The 19,971-nt window shown below is 54.8% G+C and carries 22 protein-coding genes and 1 pseudogene; 10 read left to right on the top strand and 13 right to left on the bottom strand.

What is annotated here, in order from left to right:
- The 7 genes from fliL to fliF form a co-directional block, all read right to left on the bottom strand.
- A complete protein-coding gene (gene fliL / locus V5P19_RS02980) occupies nt 1-471 on the bottom strand; it encodes a flagellar basal body-associated protein FliL (protein WP_334399986.1) in 471 nt (156 codons plus the stop codon).
- 106 nt (nt 472-577) lie between these two features.
- The gene (fliK, locus tag V5P19_RS02985) at nt 578-1,804 is read right to left on the bottom strand and encodes a flagellar hook length control protein FliK (RefSeq protein WP_334399988.1); all 1,227 of its coding nucleotides are present in this window, start codon (nt 1,802-1,804) and stop codon (nt 578-580) included.
- The gene (gene fliJ / locus V5P19_RS02990) at nt 1,801-2,244 is read right to left on the bottom strand and encodes a flagellar export protein FliJ (protein ID WP_334399990.1); all 444 of its coding nucleotides are present in this window, start codon (nt 2,242-2,244) and stop codon (nt 1,801-1,803) included. The genes fliK and fliJ overlap by 4 nt, the downstream gene beginning before the upstream one ends.
- A gap of 21 nt (nt 2,245-2,265) precedes the next feature.
- On the bottom strand, nt 2,266-3,636 hold the full coding sequence (fliI, locus tag V5P19_RS02995) for a flagellar protein export ATPase FliI (RefSeq protein ID WP_334399992.1): 1,371 nt from the start codon (nt 3,634-3,636) through the stop codon (nt 2,266-2,268).
- On the bottom strand, nt 3,636-4,343 hold the full coding sequence (gene fliH / locus V5P19_RS03000) for a flagellar assembly protein FliH (RefSeq protein WP_334399994.1): 708 nt from the start codon (nt 4,341-4,343) through the stop codon (nt 3,636-3,638). The genes fliI and fliH overlap by 1 nt, the downstream gene beginning before the upstream one ends.
- Complete coding sequence (gene fliG / locus V5P19_RS03005) at nt 4,336-5,334, bottom strand: flagellar motor switch protein FliG (protein ID WP_006176209.1); 999 nt, start codon at nt 5,332-5,334, stop codon at nt 4,336-4,338. Before fliG ends, fliH begins: the two co-directional genes overlap by 8 nt.
- Nucleotides 5,327-6,997 carry a flagellar basal-body MS-ring/collar protein FliF gene (fliF, locus tag V5P19_RS03010; protein ID WP_334399997.1) on the bottom strand — a complete coding sequence of 557 codons (1,671 nt, stop codon included), beginning with the start codon at nt 6,995-6,997 and terminating at the stop codon, nt 5,327-5,329. The genes fliG and fliF overlap by 8 nt, the downstream gene beginning before the upstream one ends.
- Before the next feature lie 228 nt (nt 6,998-7,225).
- On the opposite strand from fliF, the gene fliE reads away from it, so the two are divergent.
- Entirely contained in the window at nt 7,226-7,540 is a 315-nt protein-coding gene (gene fliE / locus V5P19_RS03015) for a flagellar hook-basal body complex protein FliE (protein WP_334399999.1), read from the top strand.
- A 75-nt stretch (nt 7,541-7,615) separates the two neighbouring features.
- Nucleotides 7,616-8,029 (top strand): lipoprotein YedD, encoded by a 414-nt coding sequence (gene yedD / locus V5P19_RS03020; RefSeq protein WP_334401121.1) that lies wholly within the window; start codon nt 7,616-7,618, stop codon nt 8,027-8,029.
- Nucleotides 8,030-8,070: 41 nt separating this feature from the next.
- Here the strand turns inward: yedD and amyA are convergent, their stop codons facing one another.
- The 4 genes from amyA to fliD all read right to left on the bottom strand — a co-directional run bounded on the left by amyA (nt 8,071) and on the right by fliD (nt 11,881).
- On the bottom strand, nt 8,071-9,558 hold the full coding sequence (gene amyA, locus V5P19_RS03025) for an alpha-amylase (RefSeq protein WP_334400001.1): 1,488 nt from the start codon (nt 9,556-9,558) through the stop codon (nt 8,071-8,073).
- 98 nt (nt 9,559-9,656) lie between these two features.
- Nucleotides 9,657-10,028 (bottom strand): flagella biosynthesis regulatory protein FliT, encoded by a 372-nt coding sequence (gene fliT / locus V5P19_RS03030; RefSeq protein ID WP_334400003.1) that lies wholly within the window; start codon nt 10,026-10,028, stop codon nt 9,657-9,659.
- A complete protein-coding gene (fliS, locus tag V5P19_RS03035; protein WP_334400005.1) occupies nt 10,028-10,438 on the bottom strand; it encodes a flagellar export chaperone FliS in 411 nt (136 codons plus the stop codon). Before fliS ends, fliT begins: the two co-directional genes overlap by 1 nt.
- Before the next feature lie 30 nt (nt 10,439-10,468).
- The gene (gene fliD / locus V5P19_RS03040) at nt 10,469-11,881 is read right to left on the bottom strand and encodes a flagellar filament capping protein FliD (RefSeq protein WP_334400007.1); all 1,413 of its coding nucleotides are present in this window, start codon (nt 11,879-11,881) and stop codon (nt 10,469-10,471) included.
- Nucleotides 11,882-12,150: 269 nt separating this feature from the next.
- Between fliD and V5P19_RS03045 the strand changes: the two genes are divergently transcribed.
- The 8 genes from V5P19_RS03045 to sdiA all read left to right on the top strand — a co-directional run bounded on the left by V5P19_RS03045 (nt 12,151) and on the right by sdiA (nt 19,302).
- Entirely contained in the window at nt 12,151-13,452 is a 1,302-nt protein-coding gene (locus tag V5P19_RS03045) for a FliC/FljB family flagellin (RefSeq protein WP_334400009.1), read from the top strand.
- Between the two features lie 162 nt (nt 13,453-13,614).
- Nucleotides 13,615-14,334 (top strand): RNA polymerase sigma factor FliA, encoded by a 720-nt coding sequence (locus tag V5P19_RS03050; protein WP_334400011.1) that lies wholly within the window; start codon nt 13,615-13,617, stop codon nt 14,332-14,334.
- A 53-nt stretch (nt 14,335-14,387) separates the two neighbouring features.
- A complete protein-coding gene (gene fliZ, locus V5P19_RS03055; RefSeq protein WP_334400013.1) occupies nt 14,388-14,939 on the top strand; it encodes a flagella biosynthesis regulatory protein FliZ in 552 nt (183 codons plus the stop codon).
- Between the two features lie 86 nt (nt 14,940-15,025).
- Nucleotides 15,026-15,826, top strand: a complete 801-nt coding sequence (tcyJ, locus tag V5P19_RS03060; protein ID WP_334400015.1) for a cystine ABC transporter substrate-binding protein — start codon at nt 15,026-15,028, stop codon at nt 15,824-15,826.
- 106 nt (nt 15,827-15,932) lie between these two features.
- A complete protein-coding gene (dcyD, locus tag V5P19_RS03065; RefSeq protein WP_334400017.1) occupies nt 15,933-16,919 on the top strand; it encodes a D-cysteine desulfhydrase in 987 nt (328 codons plus the stop codon).
- A gap of 20 nt (nt 16,920-16,939) precedes the next feature.
- Nucleotides 16,940-17,608 carry a cystine ABC transporter permease gene (gene tcyL / locus V5P19_RS03070; protein ID WP_334400020.1) on the top strand — a complete coding sequence of 223 codons (669 nt, stop codon included), beginning with the start codon at nt 16,940-16,942 and terminating at the stop codon, nt 17,606-17,608.
- Entirely contained in the window at nt 17,605-18,357 is a 753-nt protein-coding gene (tcyN, locus tag V5P19_RS03075; protein WP_334400022.1) for an L-cystine ABC transporter ATP-binding protein TcyN, read from the top strand. The genes tcyL and tcyN overlap by 4 nt, the downstream gene beginning before the upstream one ends.
- Before the next feature lie 222 nt (nt 18,358-18,579).
- Nucleotides 18,580-19,302, top strand: coding sequence for a transcriptional regulator SdiA (sdiA, locus tag V5P19_RS03080; protein ID WP_334401123.1), 723 nt, complete (start codon nt 18,580-18,582; stop codon nt 19,300-19,302).
- Nucleotides 19,303-19,369: 67 nt separating this feature from the next.
- Here the strand turns inward: sdiA and V5P19_RS03085 are convergent, their stop codons facing one another.
- Nucleotides 19,370-19,594 carry a DUF2594 family protein gene (locus tag V5P19_RS03085; protein WP_334400024.1) on the bottom strand — a complete coding sequence of 75 codons (225 nt, stop codon included), beginning with the start codon at nt 19,592-19,594 and terminating at the stop codon, nt 19,370-19,372.
- A pseudogene (locus V5P19_RS03090) lies at nt 19,591-19,695 on the bottom strand (hypothetical protein); the annotation flags it as partial. The gene V5P19_RS03085 and the pseudogene V5P19_RS03090, both read right to left, overlap by 4 nt.
- Between the last annotated feature and the right edge of the window lie 276 nt (nt 19,696-19,971).

Raw genomic sequence — 19,971 nt, forward strand, 5'->3', positions numbered from 1 at the left:
TTACCGCAGTATGAAGGCTGTATACAGAACGTCAGTGACTTCCTGCTTAGGTTGGCCGTTTACCAGCGGAGCCGCCAGCGTTTGCTTAATTGCATCGACCAGTTTTTGCTTACCGTCATCCGTGGCAAGCGTTGAAGCATCCTGACGAGAGAACAGCAGCAGGAGACGGCTACGCACTTCAGGAAGGTAATCGTTCAGACGAGAACGGGTGGCTTCGTCTTTCAGGCGCAGCGTAATGCCCACATAGAGCACACGATCCGCATCACCCAGGTTAACGGTGAAGGTATCCAGCGGGAAGAACACCGGAGCCGGCGGTGGCGGCACTTCGGCTTTGGCCGCAGCGGTGGAAGGTTCCTGCTGCATACGCCAGTAACTATAGCCCGCGGTAGCGCAGGCGGCGAGCGTGATCAACACCAGCAGCGGGATCCAGATGGAACGCTTGCTTTTTTTAGTGATAGCGGAGTCTGTCATCTGATACGAGCTTCCTGTTTCGGTACAGCTTAATAGGGTGATTATCCCGTGTCCGCCTTATCTCAAAGCGTGGAAAAGACGGGGATAATCACGCTACCTCTGGCGTTTAGGCGAATATGTCTACGGCACTGTTCCCGCGCGCGGCGGATTGCAGGGCGGCAGGCGTCGGCAGTAACTCATCGCTCTCTTCCGTAAAATCGCCGCGTTGGCCTGAGCGCGTGGCCTGCTGCTGTTGCTGCGAGGACGACTGTTGTTGCCCGGCAAAGCTCTCGCTGCTGACGCTGCTCTGGGAAAGCTGAATGCCGTTCTCGGCCAGCGAAGTACGCAGCATTGGCAGCGCGGCTTCCAGCGCGGCGCGCACGTGGCTGTGCGGAGAGACCATTTGCAGCTGCGCCTGGTTATCATCCAGCTTAAGCGAAATTTGCACCTGGCCCAGATCTTCCGGGTGCAGACGCAGTTCAGCGGTCTGCTGCCCCTGCTTAGTAAACAGGGTGATGTGCTGGCTCAGGTTTTGTTGCCATTCGTGGGTACCCAGCGGCTGGCTTAATACCGCCGCAGTGGCAACGGTGGCGGCAGGCTGGGCGCTATGAAGGCTTGAGACCACTGGGGCCAAGGTTGCCGTTGGCGTGGTGGTGGAGAATGAACTGGCGAGGTCATGTTTCTCCGCCGCAGCGGCCACGGCGGGCGTGGCTGGCTGAGACGTATCCACATCCTGTGCCTGATAAGGTGTTGCGGACTGCGCTTTTTCATGGCCAGGCAGCGCGTTGTTCAGGGATGACTGATTCGCACCACGTTGCGTCAACGCCGCAGACGTCAGTACGGGCCGGTCTGAAATGCCGTCAGCGCGTGTCGAGGAGGTCGCAGCTGGCGCGGCGGTCTGCGGGGGAGGCAGCATCGCCATCAGCGCGCTCAACCCTGCTAGTTCGTCTTCGCTCAGCTCGCTTTTGCCGTCATCTTTTGCCGTCGCCGACGTTAGCGATTTAAGCGCGTCGCCGTGTGAGGTGGGCATCAGCCCGGAAACGAGCGTTTGCAGCGTCGGGGTTTCGGCGGTGTCGTCGGCAGAAAGCGGTGTCTGACGCGAAAGCAGGTCGGCAATTTTTGCCTGCAGAGGGGTCGTATCCCCTTTGGCGTCCTGCGCGACCTTAGAGAGCTTGCTGCCCGCGGCTTTCAGGTCAGCCAGGGTCAGCGGCGCATCTTTGCCCTGTCCGGTGGCATCGGTCAGCGCGCCCGCCAGCAGAGAAAGAAAGTCTTGCGCGCCCTCGGCGCCTTTCCCCGTCAGCGTGCCGCCTGACGCATCGCTGTCGGTCATCAATAGCTGTTGCAGTGTGATCATTCTGGTTTCCTCATTGATGCGCGCTGGGCAAACTCATCCATTTTCTTCTGATCCTGACGGTTTTCCGCCAGGGTCGCCGCTGCAACCTGCCGATCCTGTAAGGTCTGCCAGGCCTGCAGTCGCTGCTTTTTCTCACGCCAGAAATTCAGCGCGGTATCGACCTTTTGGGTCCACTGGGTAAGCTGCTGGCGGTGTTGTTCAATCGCCTTTTCCAGCGTCTGAATAAACTGCTGATAGTTAATCCAGCGCTGGCTGCCAATGCCCTGCGTCATGTCGGTATTAAGGTTGGTGCGATATTCGTGCTGATAGTCGATTAACATCTTCAACTGTTCTTCAGCCTGCTGGCACCCGCGCCGCATTGCGCCAAGCTGCAGTGCGGCATCATCAACTTCTTTTTCAGCCAGATCTTTTAGCGTTGATAACGCGCTATTTTGCGCCATAACCTTCGCCCTCCACCTGTGTTACACCTGCGGGAAAATCAGCTCCAGAGCCTGGAGTGAATCTTCCCAGTCGGCGCGTTCAAAAATACCTTGTTGTAAAAACGCCTCCAGCTGTGGCCACAGGGTAATCGCTTTGTCGAGCATCGGGTCGCTGCCCTTGGCATAGGCGCCGACGCTGACCAGATCGCGGTTGCGCTGGAAGCTGGAAAGCAGCTGTTTGAAGTTACGCACGCGGGCGTAGTGCTTCTCGGTAATCAGCGCCGTCATGGCGCGGCTGATTGAGGCTTCAATATCGATAGCGGGATAGTGCCCGGCTTCGGCCAGACGCCGTGAAAGCACAATGTGGCCGTCCAGGATCGCACGCGCGGAGTCGGCGATCGGGTCCTGTTGGTCATCGCCTTCGGTCAGTACCGTATAGAATGCCGTGATGGAGCCACCGCCGCTGATCCCGTTCCCCGCACGCTCAACCAGCGCCGGGAGCTTGGCGAAGACCGAAGGTGGATACCCTTTGGTGGCCGGAGGTTCACCGATCGCCAGGGCGATTTCACGCTGCGCCATCGCGTAGCGGGTCAGGGAATCCATGATCAGCAGCACGTGCTGACCACGGTCACGGAAATCTTCTGCGATGCGGGTGGCATAGGCCGCGCCCTGCATTCGCAATAAGGGAGAGACGTCTGCCGGGGCGGCGATCACCACCGAACGAGCCCGACCGTCTGCGCCCAGAATGTTTTCGATGAAGTCTTTCACTTCTCGGCCACGCTCGCCGATCAGACCCACGACGATCACGTCCGCCTGGGTATAGCGCGCCATCATGCCGAGCAGAACGGATTTACCCACGCCGGAGCCGGCGAACAAACCCATACGCTGCCCGCGCCCTACGGTCAGCAGGGCGTTAATGGGCCGCACGCCGGTATCCAACACATGCTCAATGGCGGTACGCTGCAGGGGGTTGAATGGCTGCGTAATCAACGCGCCGGTTTCGGTGGTGTCCGGGGAAGGCAGGCCGTCGAGCGGTTTGCCGCTCCCGTCCAGCACGCGGCCGAGCAGCGCAGGGCCGAGCGGCAGCTGTTTACCGCTGTGCAGCCCGTCGCCCGAATTATTCTTTGCATAGACGCGCGCGCCGGGAAGAATGCCTTCCACCTCTTCAAGCGGCATCAGGAACAGACGCTGGCCGTTAAAACCCACCACCTCGCTCTCGACTTCGCGCATTTCCAGACCCTCCTGGCGCTCGATGACGCAGGTCGCGCCCAGCGGCAGCTGCAGGCCAGTGGCTTCAAGTACCAGACCGGTGGCACGCGTCAGGCGTCCATAACGACGAACGGAGGGCAGTTGGGCCATCTTGGTTTCAAAATTATCGAGCGTGTTAAGCCAGCGCGTGAGGCGTGCGGTCATCAGACGACTCCCGGTGCTGCCAGGCGGCACAGTTCTTGCCAGCGTGTAGCAACGCTGGCGTCCAGATCGCCCTCATCGGCAGAGACTTTACACCCGCCGTGATGTAACGACGGGTCGCCGCGAAGACGCCAGCCGTGCAGGCTTAGCGTAGCGCCCAGGCTTTCCTCGATGCGCTGGAGATCGTCTGGGTGAACGCGCAGCTGCGGTTTTCCGCTGAACAGCGGCTCCTGCTGCAGCAGGCCCTGAATCTGTTTAATTAACGCGGTGTTATCTACCGCTGGCGTTTGGCCAATCACCTGGCGAGCCGCTTCCAGCGCCATCTGCATCAGACGGGAGGCAATCACGCTGTCCAGCGCATCCAGCGTGTGCTGGAACTCGCTGACCAGCTGCTGCATGCGGGCATGAAGCGGGGCCTGCTGCTGGCGCGCCTGCTCGATGCCTTGCTCAAGACCTTTTGCCAGGCCTTCCTGATAGCCCTGTTCCTGGCCTTTCTGCCGGCCTTCGTTCATCCCCGCGTTAAACCCTTGCTCGTGCGCCTGCATTTGCAGCTGAGCCAACATCTGCGTGCGTTGCTCTTCTTCGCTAAGCTCAGGCACCTCGACGGCGCTGTCGTTCTCCGCGGACGACATCACGGCAGGGGTGAATTCGGAGAGGGGAGGCGCCAGGTCGTCAGGGGTCCAGCGCTTCCACGGCAGCTCGTTAGACATACGTGTCGTCTCCGCTGCCAATCACCATCTCGCCGGTTTCCGCCAGACGACGAACAATAAGCAGGATAGCTTTTTGTTCGTTTTCCACCTGAGACAGACGAACCGGGCCACGGTTGGCGAGGTCGTCGCGCAGGATATCTGCCGCACGTTGAGACATGTTGCGCAGGAACTTCTCGCGCAGCGGCTGCTCGGCACCTTTGAGGGCAATAAGCAGCGATTCGGAGTCCACTTCCTGAAGCAGGCGCTGGATGCTGCGATCGTCCACTTCGACCAGATTCTCGAACAGGAACATTTCGTCGATGATTTTTTGTGCCAGCTCGCCGTCGAACTCGCGAACCGCCGTAATAACCGCTTCTTCCTGCTGCGTTTTCATCAGGTTGATGATCTCTGCCGCCGTTCTCACGCCGCCCATTTTGCTGCGCTTGAGGTTCTGGCCGTCGAGCAGGTTGTTCAACACCTCGGTCAGTTCTGCCAGCGCGGCTGGCTGGACGCCGCCAAAGGTGGCGATACGCAGCATCACGTCGTGACGCAGACGCTCGTCGAACAGCGCCAGAATATCGGCCGCCTGACCGCGTTTGAGGTGTACCAGGATGGTCGCAATAATCTGCGGGTGCTCGTCGCGAATAAGGTCGGCGGCACTCTGCGGTTCCATAAAGTTGAGCGTTTCGATGCCGCTGGCGGTATCGCGCGTTTCCAGAATATCTTCCAACAGGCTGGCGGCACGCTCTTCGCCCAGCGCCTTGACCAGCACAGAACGCAGGTAGTCGTTGGCGTTGATGTTGAGCGCGGCAAACTGTTCGGCTTCCTGCTCAAACTCTGCCAGCACTTCCGTCAGCTGCTTGTTGGAGATCTGGCGTACGTTGGCCATGGCCGCACTGAGGATCTGCACCTCGCGCTGGGAGAGGTGCTTAAACACCTCTGCCGCACGGTCTTCGCCAATGGTCATCAGCAGGATGACGCTTTTATCAGTGCCTGTAAGCGTGTTACTCATGTTCGTTACCCATCCACTGGCGGATGACCAGCGCGACGACGCGCGGATCGTTGTCTGACATTTCGCGAATGCGCTGGCTCATAACCTCAGCGCCCATGCGCTGATTGGCACGACGCTGCTGCATCTGTTCATCTTTGCTGAGGCGCACTTCTACCGCGTCTTCTGTATCCTGCTGACGCGCAACCATCATCTCCTGAGCGGCTTTCTCCGCTTCGGCACGGCGGCGGAGTTGAGGACGAATGCCCTTACGCCACAGGATCCACGCAACAATCAGCACCAGCAGCCAGCGGCCCGCAGACATCAGCTGATCGATAAACGCCTGCTGTTGCCAGAACGGCAGTTCGCCACCGGTCTCGTCAACGGCGTTGAACGGTGAGTTGACCACGTTCAGGGTGTCGCCGCGCTTCTCCGAGTACCCCATCGCTTCGCGGGTCAGATCTTCAATCTGCTTCATCTGCTCGGCGGTCAGCGGCAGCGGCTTACCGTCCGGCAGGGTTTTGTAATTCACCACCACGGCAACGGAGAGACGCTGAACGTCGCCCACGTTCAGTTTGGTGTGACGGATCGTACGGTCAACTTCGTAGTTAGTGGTTTCGTTACGGCTGGTGGTGCGAGGACCCGAGCTGTTCGCCGTAGACGTGGTCTGCTGCGCATTCTGCTGATTTGCCGGCGGCGTCGAGATAGGTGCCGCGTTGGCGGGAGCGGGCTGGTTAGATAGCGCGCCCGGCACGCCGCCAGGGTATTGGCCGCCAATCTGCTCGTTCGAGTTGATCTGGCGAGAACGCATCACCGCCTGAGAGGCATCGCCGTTCGGGCTGTATTGCTCTTCTGTTTGTTCTTTATTTGAGAAATCAATTTGCGCAGTAACTTGTGCATGCACGTTACTGTTGCCCACTACCGGGCCGAGAATGGCTTCAATACGACGCTGGAGACGGCCTTCAACGTCGGCGGCATATTTCAGCTGGGCGTCATTCAGGTCGCGACCCGCGCTGTTATTTTGGGTCAGCAGGTGGCCGCTCTGATCGACCAGGGTCACGTTGCCCGGCGGTAAGCCCGCGACGGCGCTGGATACCAAATGCGTGACGGCGCTAATTTGCCCTTCGTCCAGCGCGCGGCCTGGCTCAAGGTTGACGGTCACGGAAGCGGAAGGGGACTTTTGTTCGCGGACAAACAGCGACGGTTTAGGCATCGCAAGGTGCACTCGCGCACTCTTCACCGGGCCTAAGGTTTCAATCGTACGGGCCAGCTCGCCTTCCAGCGCGCGCTGGTAGTTGACCTGCTCGCTGAACTGGCTGATACCAAATTTTTCCTGATCCAGCAGCTCAAAACCGACCGCGCCGCCTTTTGGCAGGCCCTGCTGTGCCAGGCGTAAACGCAGCTCATGCACCTTATCCGCAGGCACTTCAAGCGCGCCGCCGTTATCGGCAAATCGATAAGGGATGTTCATCTGGGTAAGCTGGGTGACGATGGCTCCGCCATCCTGATCGGAAAGATTGCTGTAAAGCGTGCGGTAATCAGGGCTTTTTGCCCATAAAACCATTGCTACAAGGATCGCAATGGCGGCAGCGCCTGCCACGATCAACGGGATTTTAGGGTTCGCGCGAAGGCGGTTCATCCACTCGACTGATTTATTATCTGGCGCTGTTGATGCAGTTGCACTCATTGCGCACCCCTTAAATCAAGGTGGTTTACGTTATTCGTGTAGAGAAACAAAACTGACTCCCGGGTCGGCAAACACGACAAAAGGTCCATACTTATGGCCCTGCCATTATTTGATGATTCGGGATTTTCTATGCGTCAAATAACCTGGTTTTTTAACGCTATTTACCGCCTTTATCTTATTGACAAGCTGTTAGTCTTGACCGCGTAAAAAACCATCCAGGGGAGTGTCATGGCTATACAGGGTATTGAAGGGGTAATCAGTCAGCTGCAGGCAACGGCGATGACGGCGCGGAATCAGAACGTGGCAGAACAACCGCCGGCCATCAGCTTTGCGGGGCAACTGCACGCTGCGCTTGACCGCATCAGTGATACCCAGACCGCGGCACGAACCCAGGCGGAGAAGTTCACCCTCGGAGAGCCGGGCGTGGCGCTGAACGATGTGATGGCCGATCTGCAAAAAGCGTCGGTTTCCCTGCAGATGGGGTTACAGGTGCGTAATAAGCTGGTGTCTGCTTATCAGGACGTCATGGCGATGCAGGTTTAAAAGCCCTCGTTCTCCCTCTGGCGGCGTCAACGCTTTAATGCCACAATGTTTTTTTCTTCGCATGCAGGAAAGATGATGAAAAAAATAGCAATGGCTGGCGTGCTGCTGGCGCTGACCGGGTGCGTTCAGGTGGACAACTATCAGGACGTGATTAAGCATCCTGTTCCGACGCATCTGGCAGGATACTGGCAGTCAAAAGGGCCGCAAAGCAAGATGGTCAGCCCGGAGGCGATTGCCACGCTGGTGGTCACCGAAGAGGGCGATACGCTGGATTGCCGTCAGTGGCAGCGCGTGGTGGCGGTGCCGGGTAAAATCATGCTGCGTTCTGATGATTACTACAACGTGACCCGCAAGCTGGATATCTATCCGCTGGCGCGCGAAGGATCAACGCTTGAGTATGACGGAATGGAACTGCAGAAGGTTGATCGCCCAACGGTGGAGTGTGCAGATTATCTGAGCAAGAACCCGCTGGAGAGTCAGCTGCCTTAAGTTTTGATGCCGGGTAAGCATAAACGCTACCCGGCACCGTTCTACAGTACGTCCTCCATCACCCACACGCTGACGCTTCCGCCCTTGCAGGTGAACGTCCCTTCGCCATCCGCGGCGGTGGTGACGGTTTCCTCACGATTGCCGAGAAAATCTCGCCACGTTCTGTCGCCGTAGTTTTCCCCGAGACAAATCACTTTCTCGCCGTCATCGCCGTTTGAAAGCACGACTACGCAGCCCGGTGCGTCATCGGTTCCGCTGCGGCTAAAGGCGATACAGTTCGGATGGTCGAAGAACAGGGTCTGCACGCCGTGGGCAAAACGCTGACGGGCGAGGATCAGCTCATGAAGCTGCTCGATGACCGGCATATCAATGTGGTACGTTTCGCCGTCTCCGCCCGTATCGTCGTAGCTGGCGCCAAAAAGATCGGGATAAAACACGCTCGGTACGCCGTTTTCACGCAGTAAGATCAGCGCATAGGCCAGCGGCTTAAACCAGGCCTCGACCGGGGCTTCCAGCGCCTGCAGCGGCTGCGTGTCGTGATTGGCGACCAGAGTGACCGCATGGAAAGGATCGGCTTCGACCAGCGTGCCGGTGAAAATCTGGCTCATGTCATAGTCACGGCCCTGGCGCGACGCTTCGTGAAACTTCATCTGCAGGGGGGCATCGAACAGCATCGTCTTGCCGTCGACCTGATCGATATAGTTCTGCAGTTTATCCACCTCATGCGACCAGTATTCCGCGACAATAAACAGCGGCTGAGGCGCCACCTCCTGCACGTGTTCAATCCACTCTTTATAAAACCAGGCCGGAATGTGTTTTACCGCATCGAGGCGAAAACCGTCACACTGGGTTTGTTCCATCACCCAGCGCGCCCAGTATTTGATCTCCTCGGTCACCGCGTGGTTACGAAAATCGATATTTTCGCCCATCAGATAATCGAAGTTGCCCATTTCATCATCGACCTGATCGTTCCAGCCTTCCCCGGTATAGTCGTTGACGATTTTATAGATGCCGTCTTCATTGGGATTCTCAATATGGTCAATCCCGCTGAAGCATCTAAAGTCCCAGACAAACTGTGAATATTTTCCGGCGCGGACGGGGAAGGTATAGCGTGTCCAGGCTTCACACTCGATGATCTCGTCATCGATTTGCGTGCGGTCTTGTTCATTGACGCGCTGAACCTTAACCGACTCTTTTTCATCCGCCCCCATTTTATGGTTCACCACCACGTCCAGCAGTACCGCAATCTGGTTACTTTTTAGGGCATTGATTGCTTCCAGCAGCTGTGTCTTATCACCGTATTTTGTGGCAACGCTGCCTTTCTGGTCGAATTCGCCGAGATCGAAAATGTCGTACGAGTCGTAACCCACCGAGTATCCGCCCGATGCGCCTTTGTAAGCCGGGGGCAGCCAGACCATATTAATGCCAATTTCGTTAAGGTTGGGGGCTAAGGCCGTGACTTCTCGCCACAGTTCACCGCCAGAAGGGTAATACCAATGAAAGCATTGCAGTAAGGTTGGATTGCGCATGCACCGTCTCCATGAGGTCGCGAAACTCAAGTATGGAGCAGGTTTGGCAGAAATGCCTGGCGAACGAAGCGGGTAATGCTCGTTCGCCAGTGAAATGGCTAATTAAGGTCGCTGCTACTTTGCGGGACCAGGACATGGCCCCCCTGGTTGCTGTAGGTAGAAAGAACGGTTTTTTGGATGGAGGATTGACCCGCCAGTTTAGCCAGTTCGTTCATTCTGGCCTGCAGCAATGTTTTCACCTGACTTTCGTTGTCCAGGATCACGCGCAGAGTGGGGCGAAGCTGCTCCTGCAGTTGTGCAGAGGGTTCTTCATCCTGCGTGAGACGAGCCAGCGAGTGCACCGCGTTGACATAATCGGTTTCACAGGTGATGAGGTCATCCCATAAACCCTGGCGAGCCAGTCGCAACATCAACTGGCTCTGCTCCAGGAGTTGCTGATAGAGGGTATAGAGTTGCGGTGCATTACTCATTAGAAGGCGTCCTGCATCAGTTGTGGCGTACCGGCAACCTCCTTCCACCCGTCAGCGATATTACGCAGCAACATTTCCACCTCTTCGATGGCGCTGGCGTCGTTATTCACGTTGGCGTGCAGGAGGCGACGTACCATATAGGCATAAAGTGCAATCAGGTTTTGCGTTAGCTCATCACCGTTATTTTCCACAAGGCCCACTTTCAACCCGTTTTCAATAATGTTGATAGCTTTTGAAAGTGCCAGGCCTTTTGCCGGGATATTGCCGTCTCCCAGGAACAGACGCGCGCGAACCAGCGCGCTGAGGGCTCCATCAAATAGCATGATAACCAGCTGTTGCTGGCTGGCGCTCATCACCGCGCTTTCAACCTCAATCTTTGCGTAGGCTTGCGTGCCTTTTGCGCCGTACATGTTATCCCCCTCGGGTTCGATTAGCGTTTACTACTTGTTGCTGGACGTATTTTCAAACTGCTGCGTCAGGTAGCTGCTGGTGTTGTTCAGCGAGGTCATCAGCACGTCCAGTTGGGTAAACTGGGCTTTATACTGTGCCACCGTTGCGTCAATACGAGCGCTCACGGAGTTATATTGATCCGTCAGCTTGTTCAGCGTTTTGCTGACGCCATCTTTGGCTGCCTGGATGATTCCTTTGCTTGAAAGCCAGTCGGTCAGGTTAGTGGCCATGGTAGTGGTGATACCGGTAGATTTACCGTCGCCCACAACCAGATCTTTCACGGCCGACGGGTTTTCGTTCAGCGCTTTTTTCAGCTTGGTGTTGTCCAGCTCCAGCTTGCCGGTATCGGGATCGGTCGTAACGCCAATCTGCGACATCGTTTTATAGGCCGTTCCGCCAACGGTGTTGCTCAGCATGGTTTTCAGCTGCGTCTGAATGGTACGCAAGGTGCTGTCACCCAGCAGGGCGCCGTTGCTGGAGTCCTGACTATCGGTACCTACGTCAACCGCCGTGTATTTGGTCAGCGAGGCGAAGCTGTCCTGCAGGGTGTTGTAAGCATCCACCCAGGCTTTCATCGCCGTTTCTGCTTTGGAGGTATCTTTCGCGATCGTCAGCGTCTGGTTACCGGCGGTGACGTCGTTCAGATTCAGGGTGATATCTTCCAGCGCATCACTGATGGTGTTGCTGCTGTTTTCAATATCAACGTTGTTCACCTTCAGCTTGGCGTTTTGCCCCGTCACGCTTTCGGTCATGCCGTTGGTGGCATCGGTGCTGGTGCCGTTGTAACCCATAAAGGATTGCAGGGCGCTGTCGCCGCTCACGCTGATGCTGACCGCGTTATCCGCCCCGGTTTCGGTCGAGGTGACGGACAGACGATACTGACCATTACCCACGTTGATAATACTGGCGGTGACACCGGCATCGGCTTTGTTGATAGCGTCGCGCATGCCGGTCAGCGAGGAATTTGCCGCGCTGATATCCACCGTCACCGGTTTTTTACCATTGCCGGCGGTGAAGGTAATTTTGCTGTCTGTCGTGGCGATAGCGGTTTTGGTATCGGCCTGCGAATTTTTGGTCGTCAGGGTCTGCGCCTGCGCCAGCTGAGAGACGCTAATGGTGTATTTACCCGCAATGGCGCTGCCCGTCGTGGTCGCGCTGAATGCCGTGGTGCTGCTCGCCGTGCTGGTGGCCGTAAACAGGTCAGCTTTATTCAGCGCGGTGTTGGCGGTCTGAAACGCTTCCAGTGAACTCTTCAACGTGCCGTAAGCGCTAAGCTTGGCGGTATAAGATGTCTGTTGTTTGGAGATCGGCGTCAGCTGCGCTTTTTCGGCGGCGGTCAGGCTATCCAGAATGTCCGCTAACTTAAGACCTGAACCGATTCCCAATGATGAAATACTTGCCATATTTATTCCTTAATCTATCGACACGTAGAACGAATAGTGGGGTTATCGGCTTTTGGGGAGGAAAGTTTACGGTTAATTTCTTTTTTTTAATGGCGGGAATAACGCTAATAGAGAAGAGTATTTCTGTGGCTAAAAAAATTTACGCGATCCTGAAAAAATATCTAAAGGTTGTTTTGGACCAGACGATAACACCTTTGACGGCGATGAAGCCGAAGGGTGGAAACCCAAATCTAACCAAACAGATTTGATGAACAACAGGAAACGAAATCATGGCACAAGTCATTAATACCAACAGCCTCTCGCTGATCACTCAGAACAACATCAACAAGAATCAGTCTGCTCTGTCTTCTTCTATCGAGCGTCTGTCTTCCGGTCTGCGTATCAACAGCGCTAAAGATGATGCTGCGGGCCAGGCTATCGCTAACCGCTTCACGTCTAACATCAAAGGTCTGACTCAGGCTGCACGTAACGCAAACGACGGTATCTCTCTGGCACAGACCACTGAAGGCGCGCTGTCTGAAATCAACAACAACCTGCAGCGTGTTCGTGAACTGACCGTTCAGGCAACTACCGGTACTAACTCCGATTCTGACCTGTCTTCAATCCAGGACGAAATCAAATCCCGTCTGTCTGAAATCGACCGCGTGTCTGGTCAGACTCAGTTCAACGGCGTGAACGTACTGGCTAAAAACGGCTCAATGGCTATCCAGGTTGGCGCGAACGATGGCCAGACCATCAACATCGACCTGCAGAAAATCGACTCTTCTACTCTGGGTCTGAACGGTTTCTCTGTTGCCAAGGGTGCAGTGACAGTTGGCGCTTCTGTTACGCAGATTACCGACACCGCAACCAACACGCCGAAAGACGTTGATCTTAAAGCTGTTGCAACAGCTCTGAATGTAGATGCAAGCAGCCTGACCCTGCACAACGTAACAGGCACCAGCCAGTATGTTGTTCAGTCTGGTAGTGATTCTTACTCTGTTTCTGTTGGTGATACAGGCCCAGATGCGGGTAAAGTGTCTCTTAACACCACTACTGTAACCTACGGCGATGCAACAAATGGTATTGCTGCAGATGGCGCGTCAATGGCAGGCCAGCCAATTAAAGTAGGAACCGATGCAAATGGCGTTGTTACTGGCTTTGTCACTGTGCAGGGTAAAAATTACTCAGTAGCTGCAGCAGCATTAGTTAACACTAAAGACTCTACAGCTCCAACCACAACTACAACTGCTGGCGTTGAACTGAGCACTGGTAGCGGTCGTACAGCAACTACCGAGTTTGCTGGCGCATCAACTGCTGATCCACTGGCACTGCTGGACAAAGCTATCGCGTCCGTAGACAAATTCCGTTCTTCTCTGGGTGCGGTACAGAACCGTCTGAGCTCTGCGGTTACCAACCTGAACAACACCACCACCAACCTGTCTGAAGCGCAGTCCCGTATTCAGGACGCCGACTATGCGACCGAAGTGTCAAATATGTCTAAAGCGCAGATCGTTCAGCAGGCCGGTAACTCCGTGCTGTCCAAAGCTAACCAGGTTCCTCAGCAGGTTCTGTCTCTGCTGCAGGGCTAATCGCCTGATAATGCGTAAACCCCGCTCCGGCGGGGTTTTTCTTTACCGCTATTCACATAACCCCCCAAATAACCCCTCATTTCACCCACTATTCACCCAATTGAAACCCCTGCAGAATCGGATAATCATGCCGATAACTCAATTAACGCAGGGCTGTTTATCGTGAATTCACTCTATACCGCTGATGGTGTAATGGATAAACACTCGCTGTGGCAGCGTTATGTTCCGCTGGTGCGTCACGAAGCATTGCGCCTCCAGGTGCGTCTGCCGGCGAGCGTGGAACTGGACGATCTGCTACAGGCGGGCGGTATCGGGTTATTGAATGCAGTTGACCGATACGACGCTCTGCAAGGAACGGCATTTACGACTTACGCAGTCCAGCGTATTCGTGGTGCGATGCTGGACGAGCTGCGCAGCCGCGACTGGGTGCCGCGCAGCGTTCGCCGCAACGCGCGCGAAGTGGCGCATGCGATGGGGCAGCTGGAACAGGAACTGGGACGCAACGCGACGGAAACGGAAGTGGCGGAACGTCTTGGCATTGCTGTTGAAGAATATCGTCAGATGTTGCTCGATACCAATAATAGCCAACTCTTTTCTTATGACGAGTGGCGAGAAGAGCATGGCGATAGCATCGAGCTGGTGACGGATGAACACCAGCAGGAAAACCCGTTACACCATTTACTGGAAGGTAATCTACGCCATCGCGTGATGGAAGCTATTGAGGCTTTACCAGAACGTGAACAACTGGTGTTGACCCTCTATTACCAGGAAGAGCTCAATCTCAAAGAGATTGGCGCGGTTCTGGAAGTGGGAGAGTCGCGGGTGAGCCAGCTGCACAGCCAGGCCATAAAACGCTTACGGACCAAACTGGGTAAGTTATAGGTGATTGATTCACCTAGAAATGCCGCACAACGTATTGACAACCAGGAGTTATCATGACGGTGCAGCAATCTAAAAGACGGCCTTTAAGCCGCTACCTGAAAGACTTTAAACACAGTCAGACGCATTGCGCCCACTGTAACAAGCTACTCGACCGTATCACGCTGGTGCGTCGTGGCGAAATCGTGAATAAGATTGCGATTTCGCGTCTCGACACCCTGATGGATGAATCCGCATGGCTCGAAGAGCAAAAAGAGTGGGTGGCGCTTTGCCGTTTCTGTGGCGATCTCCACTGCAAAGAGCAAAGCGACTTCTTCGACATTATCGGCTTCAAGCAATTTCTGTTTGAACAGACCGAGATGAGTCACGGTACCGTGCGCGAATACGTCGTTCGCCTGCGCCGCCTCGGCCAGCATCTTACCGTCCACAACATCTCTCGCGATCTGCTTAAAACGGGCTATCTCGATGAAAATCTGGAACCGTGGCTCCCCGCAACCAGCACCAACAACTACCGTATTGCGCTGCGTAAGTACGCACAATATAAGGTGCAAATGCCCGGTGCCGTTAAGCAGAAAGTCTACGCCGAGACAACTTCTGATATATATTAAAAATGAATAAGATGTAGCGGAGTTGCCTTTGACGTTACAGGCGATTTCTCTACACTACTCAAAAATTCCACTATATCGGGGTATTTATGAAATTAGCACTTCTGGGTCGTCAGGCGCTGATGGGCGTAATGGCCGTTGCGCTGGTCGCGGGGATGAGCGTAAAAACGTTCGCGGCAGAAAATCTGCTGAATAAAGTGAAAGAGCGCGGCACGCTGCTGGTTGGGCTGGAAGGGACGTATCCTCCGTTCAGCTTCCAGGGTGATGACGGTAAGTTGACCGGTTTTGAAGTGGAGTTTGCTGAAGAACTGGCGAAACACCTTGGCGTGAAAGCGTCCCTGAAACCGACCAAATGGGACGGTATGCTGGCCTCGCTGGATTCCAAACGCATTGACGTGGTCATTAACCAAGTGACCATCTCTGACGAACGTAAGAAGAAATATGATTTCTCCACGCCGTACACCGTGTCGGGCATTCAGGCGCTGGTGAAAAAAGGCAACGAAGGCTCCATCAAAACGGCTGCGGACCTGAAAGGTAAGAAAGTCGGTGTGGGTCTGGGAACCAACTACGAAGAGTGGTTGCGCCAGAACGTTCAGGGCGTGGACATCCGCACCTATGATGATGACCCGACGAAATACCAGGATCTGCGGGTAGGGCGTATTGATGCCATTCTGGTTGACCGCTTGGCCGCTCTGGATCTGGTGAAGAAAACCAACAATACCCTGGCAGTCGCCGGTGATGCGTTCTCTCGTCAGGAGTCAGGCGTTGCAGTACGCAAAGGCAACGAAGACCTGGTCAAAGCCATCGACGCCGCGATTGCGGAGATGCAAAAAGACGGTAGCCTGAAGGCGCTCTCCGAGAAGTGGTTCGGGGCAGACGTCACCAAATAAGTCACTGACTGATAAAAAAAGGCGCTTTTAAAAGCGCCTTTTTTATTTCTGGCGCGTCTGCGTGCATAATGAAAATATCAAATAAGAGTGAGTTACCGGAGAACCCATGTCACTACAGAATTTAACGCGCTTTCCCCGCCTGGAGTTTATCGGCGCGCCTACGCCGCTGGAGTATCTCCCGCGATTCTCTGATTATTTAGGGCGCGAAATATTCATCAAGCGTGATGACGTGACGCCGATGGCAATGGGTGGCAACAAGCTGCGTAAGCTGGAGTTTCTGGCGGCCGATGCGCTGCGTGAAGGCGCGGATACGCTGATCACCGCAGGTGCGATCCAGTCTAACCACGTTCGCCAGACGGCCGCGGTAGCGGCGAAGCTCGGGCTTCACTGCGTGGCGTTGCTGGAAAACCCGATTGGCACGCGCGCAGAAAACTACCTGACAAACGGTAACCGTCTGCTGCTGGATCTGTTTAACGTGCAGGTTGAAATGGTTGATGCCTTGATCGACCCGACCGCCCAGCTCGCTGAGCTGGCAACGCGGCTGGAAGCACAAGGTTTTCGTCCGTATGTCATTCCTGTTGGCGGCTCAAATGCGCTTGGCGCGCTGGGCTATGTGGAAAGTGCTCTTGAAATAGCTCAGCAGTGCGAAGGGGCCGTCAGCGTGTCTTCCGTGGTGGTCGCTTCCGGAAGCGCGGGCACTCATGCCGGGTTAGCTGTCGGTCTGGAACAGCTTATGCCCGACGCCGAGCTGATTGGCGTGACGGTTTCCCGAAGCGTTGCGGGTCAAAAGCCGAAGGTCGTGACCCTTCAACAGGCGGTTGCAGAGCAGCTGGAGCTGAAGGCGAAAGCGGATATTCTCCTGTGGGATGACTATTTTGCACCGGGTTACGGCACGCCCAACGACGAGGGAATGGAGGCGGTTAAGCTGCTTGCGCGTCTTGAAGGGATCCTGCTGGACCCGGTCTATACCGGTAAAGCAATGGCCGGCCTTATCGACGGCATTGCCCAGAAACGCTTTAAGGATGAAGGGCCGATTTTGTTTGTGCATACCGGCGGTGCGCCTGCGCTGTTTGCCTATCACCCCCACGTCTAAAATCAGGTAGAAAAATAATAATGCAAGAAAGTATTCAATTGGTTATTGATTCTCTGCCGTTCCTGCTTAAAGGGGCGGTGTTTACGCTACAGCTCAGTATCGGCGGGATGTTCTTCGGCCTTGTCCTGGGCTTTATACTGGCCCTCATGCGCATGTCTCCCGTCTTGCCGGTGCGCTGGCTGGCACGCTTTTATATCTCCGTATTTCGCGGTACGCCGCTTATCGCGCAGCTTTTTATGATCTACTACGGTTTGCCGCAGTTCGGTATTGAGCTCGACCCCATTCCTGCGGCGATGATTGGTCTGTCGTTAAACACCGCGGCGTACACCTCTGAAACCCTGCGTGCGGCGATTTCGTCTATCGATAAAGGGCAGTGGGAAGCGGCGGCCAGTATCGGTATGACGCCGTGGCAAACCCTGCGCCGGGCGATCCTGCCGCAGGCGGCGCGCGTGGCGCTTCCGCCGCTCAGCAACAGCTTCATCAGCCTGGTGAAAGACACCTCGCTGGCGGCGACGATTCAGGTGCCGGAGCTGTTCCGTCAGGCGCAGCTGATCACCTCGCGGACGCTTGAAGTCTTCACCATGTACCTGGCGGCTTCGCTGATTTACTGGGTGATGGCGACGGTGCTTTCCGCATTGCAAAACTACTTTGAAAACCAGCTTAACCGCCAGGAGCGTGATCCGAAATGAGTGCTATCGACGTCAAAAACCTGGTGAAAAAATTCCACGGGCAAACGGTGCTCCACGGAATCGATCTTGAAGTTGAGCAGGGCGAAGTGGTGGCAATCATTGGTCCAAGCGGATCGGGGAAAACCACGCTGCTGCGCAGTATCAACCTGCTTGAACAGCCTGAAGGCGGCACGATTCGGGTGGGGGATATCACGATTGATACCGGTAAATCCATTAATCAACAGAAGGGGTTGATCCGCCGTCTGCGCCAGCATGTTGGCTTTGTTTTCCAGAGCTTCAATCTTTTTCCGCACCGGACAGTGCTGGAGAACATTATTGAAGGGCCGGTGATTGTGAAGGGCGAACCGAAGGCCGAAGCAACGGCGCGCGCGCGCGAGCTGCTTGCCAAGGTTGGGCTGGCGGGCAAAGAAACCAGCTACCCCCGCCGTCTGTCTGGCGGACAACAGCAACGCGTGGCCATTGCCCGTGCGCTGGCCATGCGTCCTGACGTGATTCTGTTTGATGAACCGACTTCAGCGCTCGATCCCGAGCTGGTGGGAGAGGTGTTGAACACGATTCGCCAGCTGGCGCAGGAAAAACGCACCATGGTGATTGTGACGCACGAAATGAGCTTTGCCCGCGACGTAGCGGACCGGGCTATATTTATGGATCAGGGGAGGATAGTGGAGCAGGGGCCTGCAAAAGCGTTATTTGCTCATCCTCAGCAGCCGCGAACCCGTCAGTTCCTTGATAAATTCCTTACCCAGTAGCATTTTTGCATTAATTTGCTCCAGATCCTCAGCCTGGAGCAAATGATTCTCCCCGAAGCGTCACCCTTGTGTTTTTTTATTCCGTACTCTTCAGATTAACCGTATTAAATGTGAAGTTAACGGAGAATTGGACGATATTTTGTATTAATAAATAAGATTTATGTGTTAGGTTATATTCACCATAATAATGATTATCTTTATCAGAGGCTTCATTCAGTAAGTATGAGGGATTCAGACTTTTTCACCTGGCGACGGGAATGCGTCCTCCGGTTTCAGGGATTGACCTGTGCCGACGAGGTATATCAGGAACTGCAGCGGCAAACTCAGACGCTTGAATTTGACTATTTTGCACTTTGCGTGCGTCATCCCGTTCCCTTTACGCGGCCTAAGATTTCTGTTCACACGACTTATCCGCAACAATGGATGGCACAATATCGTTCAGAGAATTATTACGCCATTGATCCGGTATTGAAACCGGAGAATTTCATTCAGGGCCATCTCCCCTGGACGGATGAATTATTCTCGGATGCCCAGGAATTATGGAACGGCGCGCGCGACCACGGTTTACGTATGGGAATAACACAGTGCCTGATGCTGCCTAATCACGCGCTCGGCTTCCTGTCCGTTTCTCGTACTCGCGCGTTAGAGAATGCTTTCTCTGCTGAAGAAATAGAATTGCGCCTGCAAATACTGGTGCAAATGGCGTTAACCTCTCTGCTTCGTTTCGAAGATGAGATGGTCATGCCGCCTGAAATGAAATTCAGCAAACGCGAGCGTGAAATTCTGAAATGGACGGCGGAAGGGAAGACTTCAGCGGAGATAGCGATCATTCTCTCGATATCAGAGAATACGGTTAACTTCCATCAGAAGAATATGCAGAAGAAATTTAATGCACCAAACAAAACGCAGATAGCGTGTTACGCGGCGGCGACAGGATTGATCTGAGTAGACAAGACGTTCTGCGTGACAGACGACATAACGGCTGAATGCACTGCATCCAGCCGTTTTTTTATTACTGACGGTAGGCTTGTTTAATTTGCTTAACCGTATTTGCAAATACCGCTGATTCAGCCTGGTCTTCCATCTGCGCGATTTGTTTTTCCAGCTTAAGGATCACGCGACCTGCGTCAGCCTGGCCCATTGCCTGCAGCATGAGCGTCAGCAGCGATTTCAGGCAGTTTACTTCCTGCGCCAGTTCTTGGTTATTCTCCGCAGTGGCAAATTCAGGTGAGCTCATTTATTTTCCTCATTATAAAACAGCGCTTGAGCGCGACGATGAAAGTTAAGGCGGCGGAGTATACCACAAGCTGGGCCGAAAAAAGCAGTGGTTGTTTTTTGTACTTTTCCTCTCGCTGTTTATTTGCGTAAACAACGCATGACGCTAAACTGCTCAATACCTTATCGACTATTAATTGTTTATCGTCGGTACGCTTGCCGTTAATTATTGTTACAAAAATTTGAAGACTGTTTTTTTGACGAGTTCGCTTACTGTATTTTTGTAACTTTTTGAATACAGATGCTTAAAAATAGCCACTAAAGCCTTGGTTACGTGGGGTGACCTTTCCACCACCTGTACAGGCTAATTTCCAAAAACGAGAGTAAAATCGAATGACC

Source organism: Enterobacter sp. UNJFSC 003 (assembly GCF_036903355.1).
Classification (GTDB): Bacteria; Pseudomonadota; Gammaproteobacteria; order Enterobacterales; family Enterobacteriaceae; genus Enterobacter.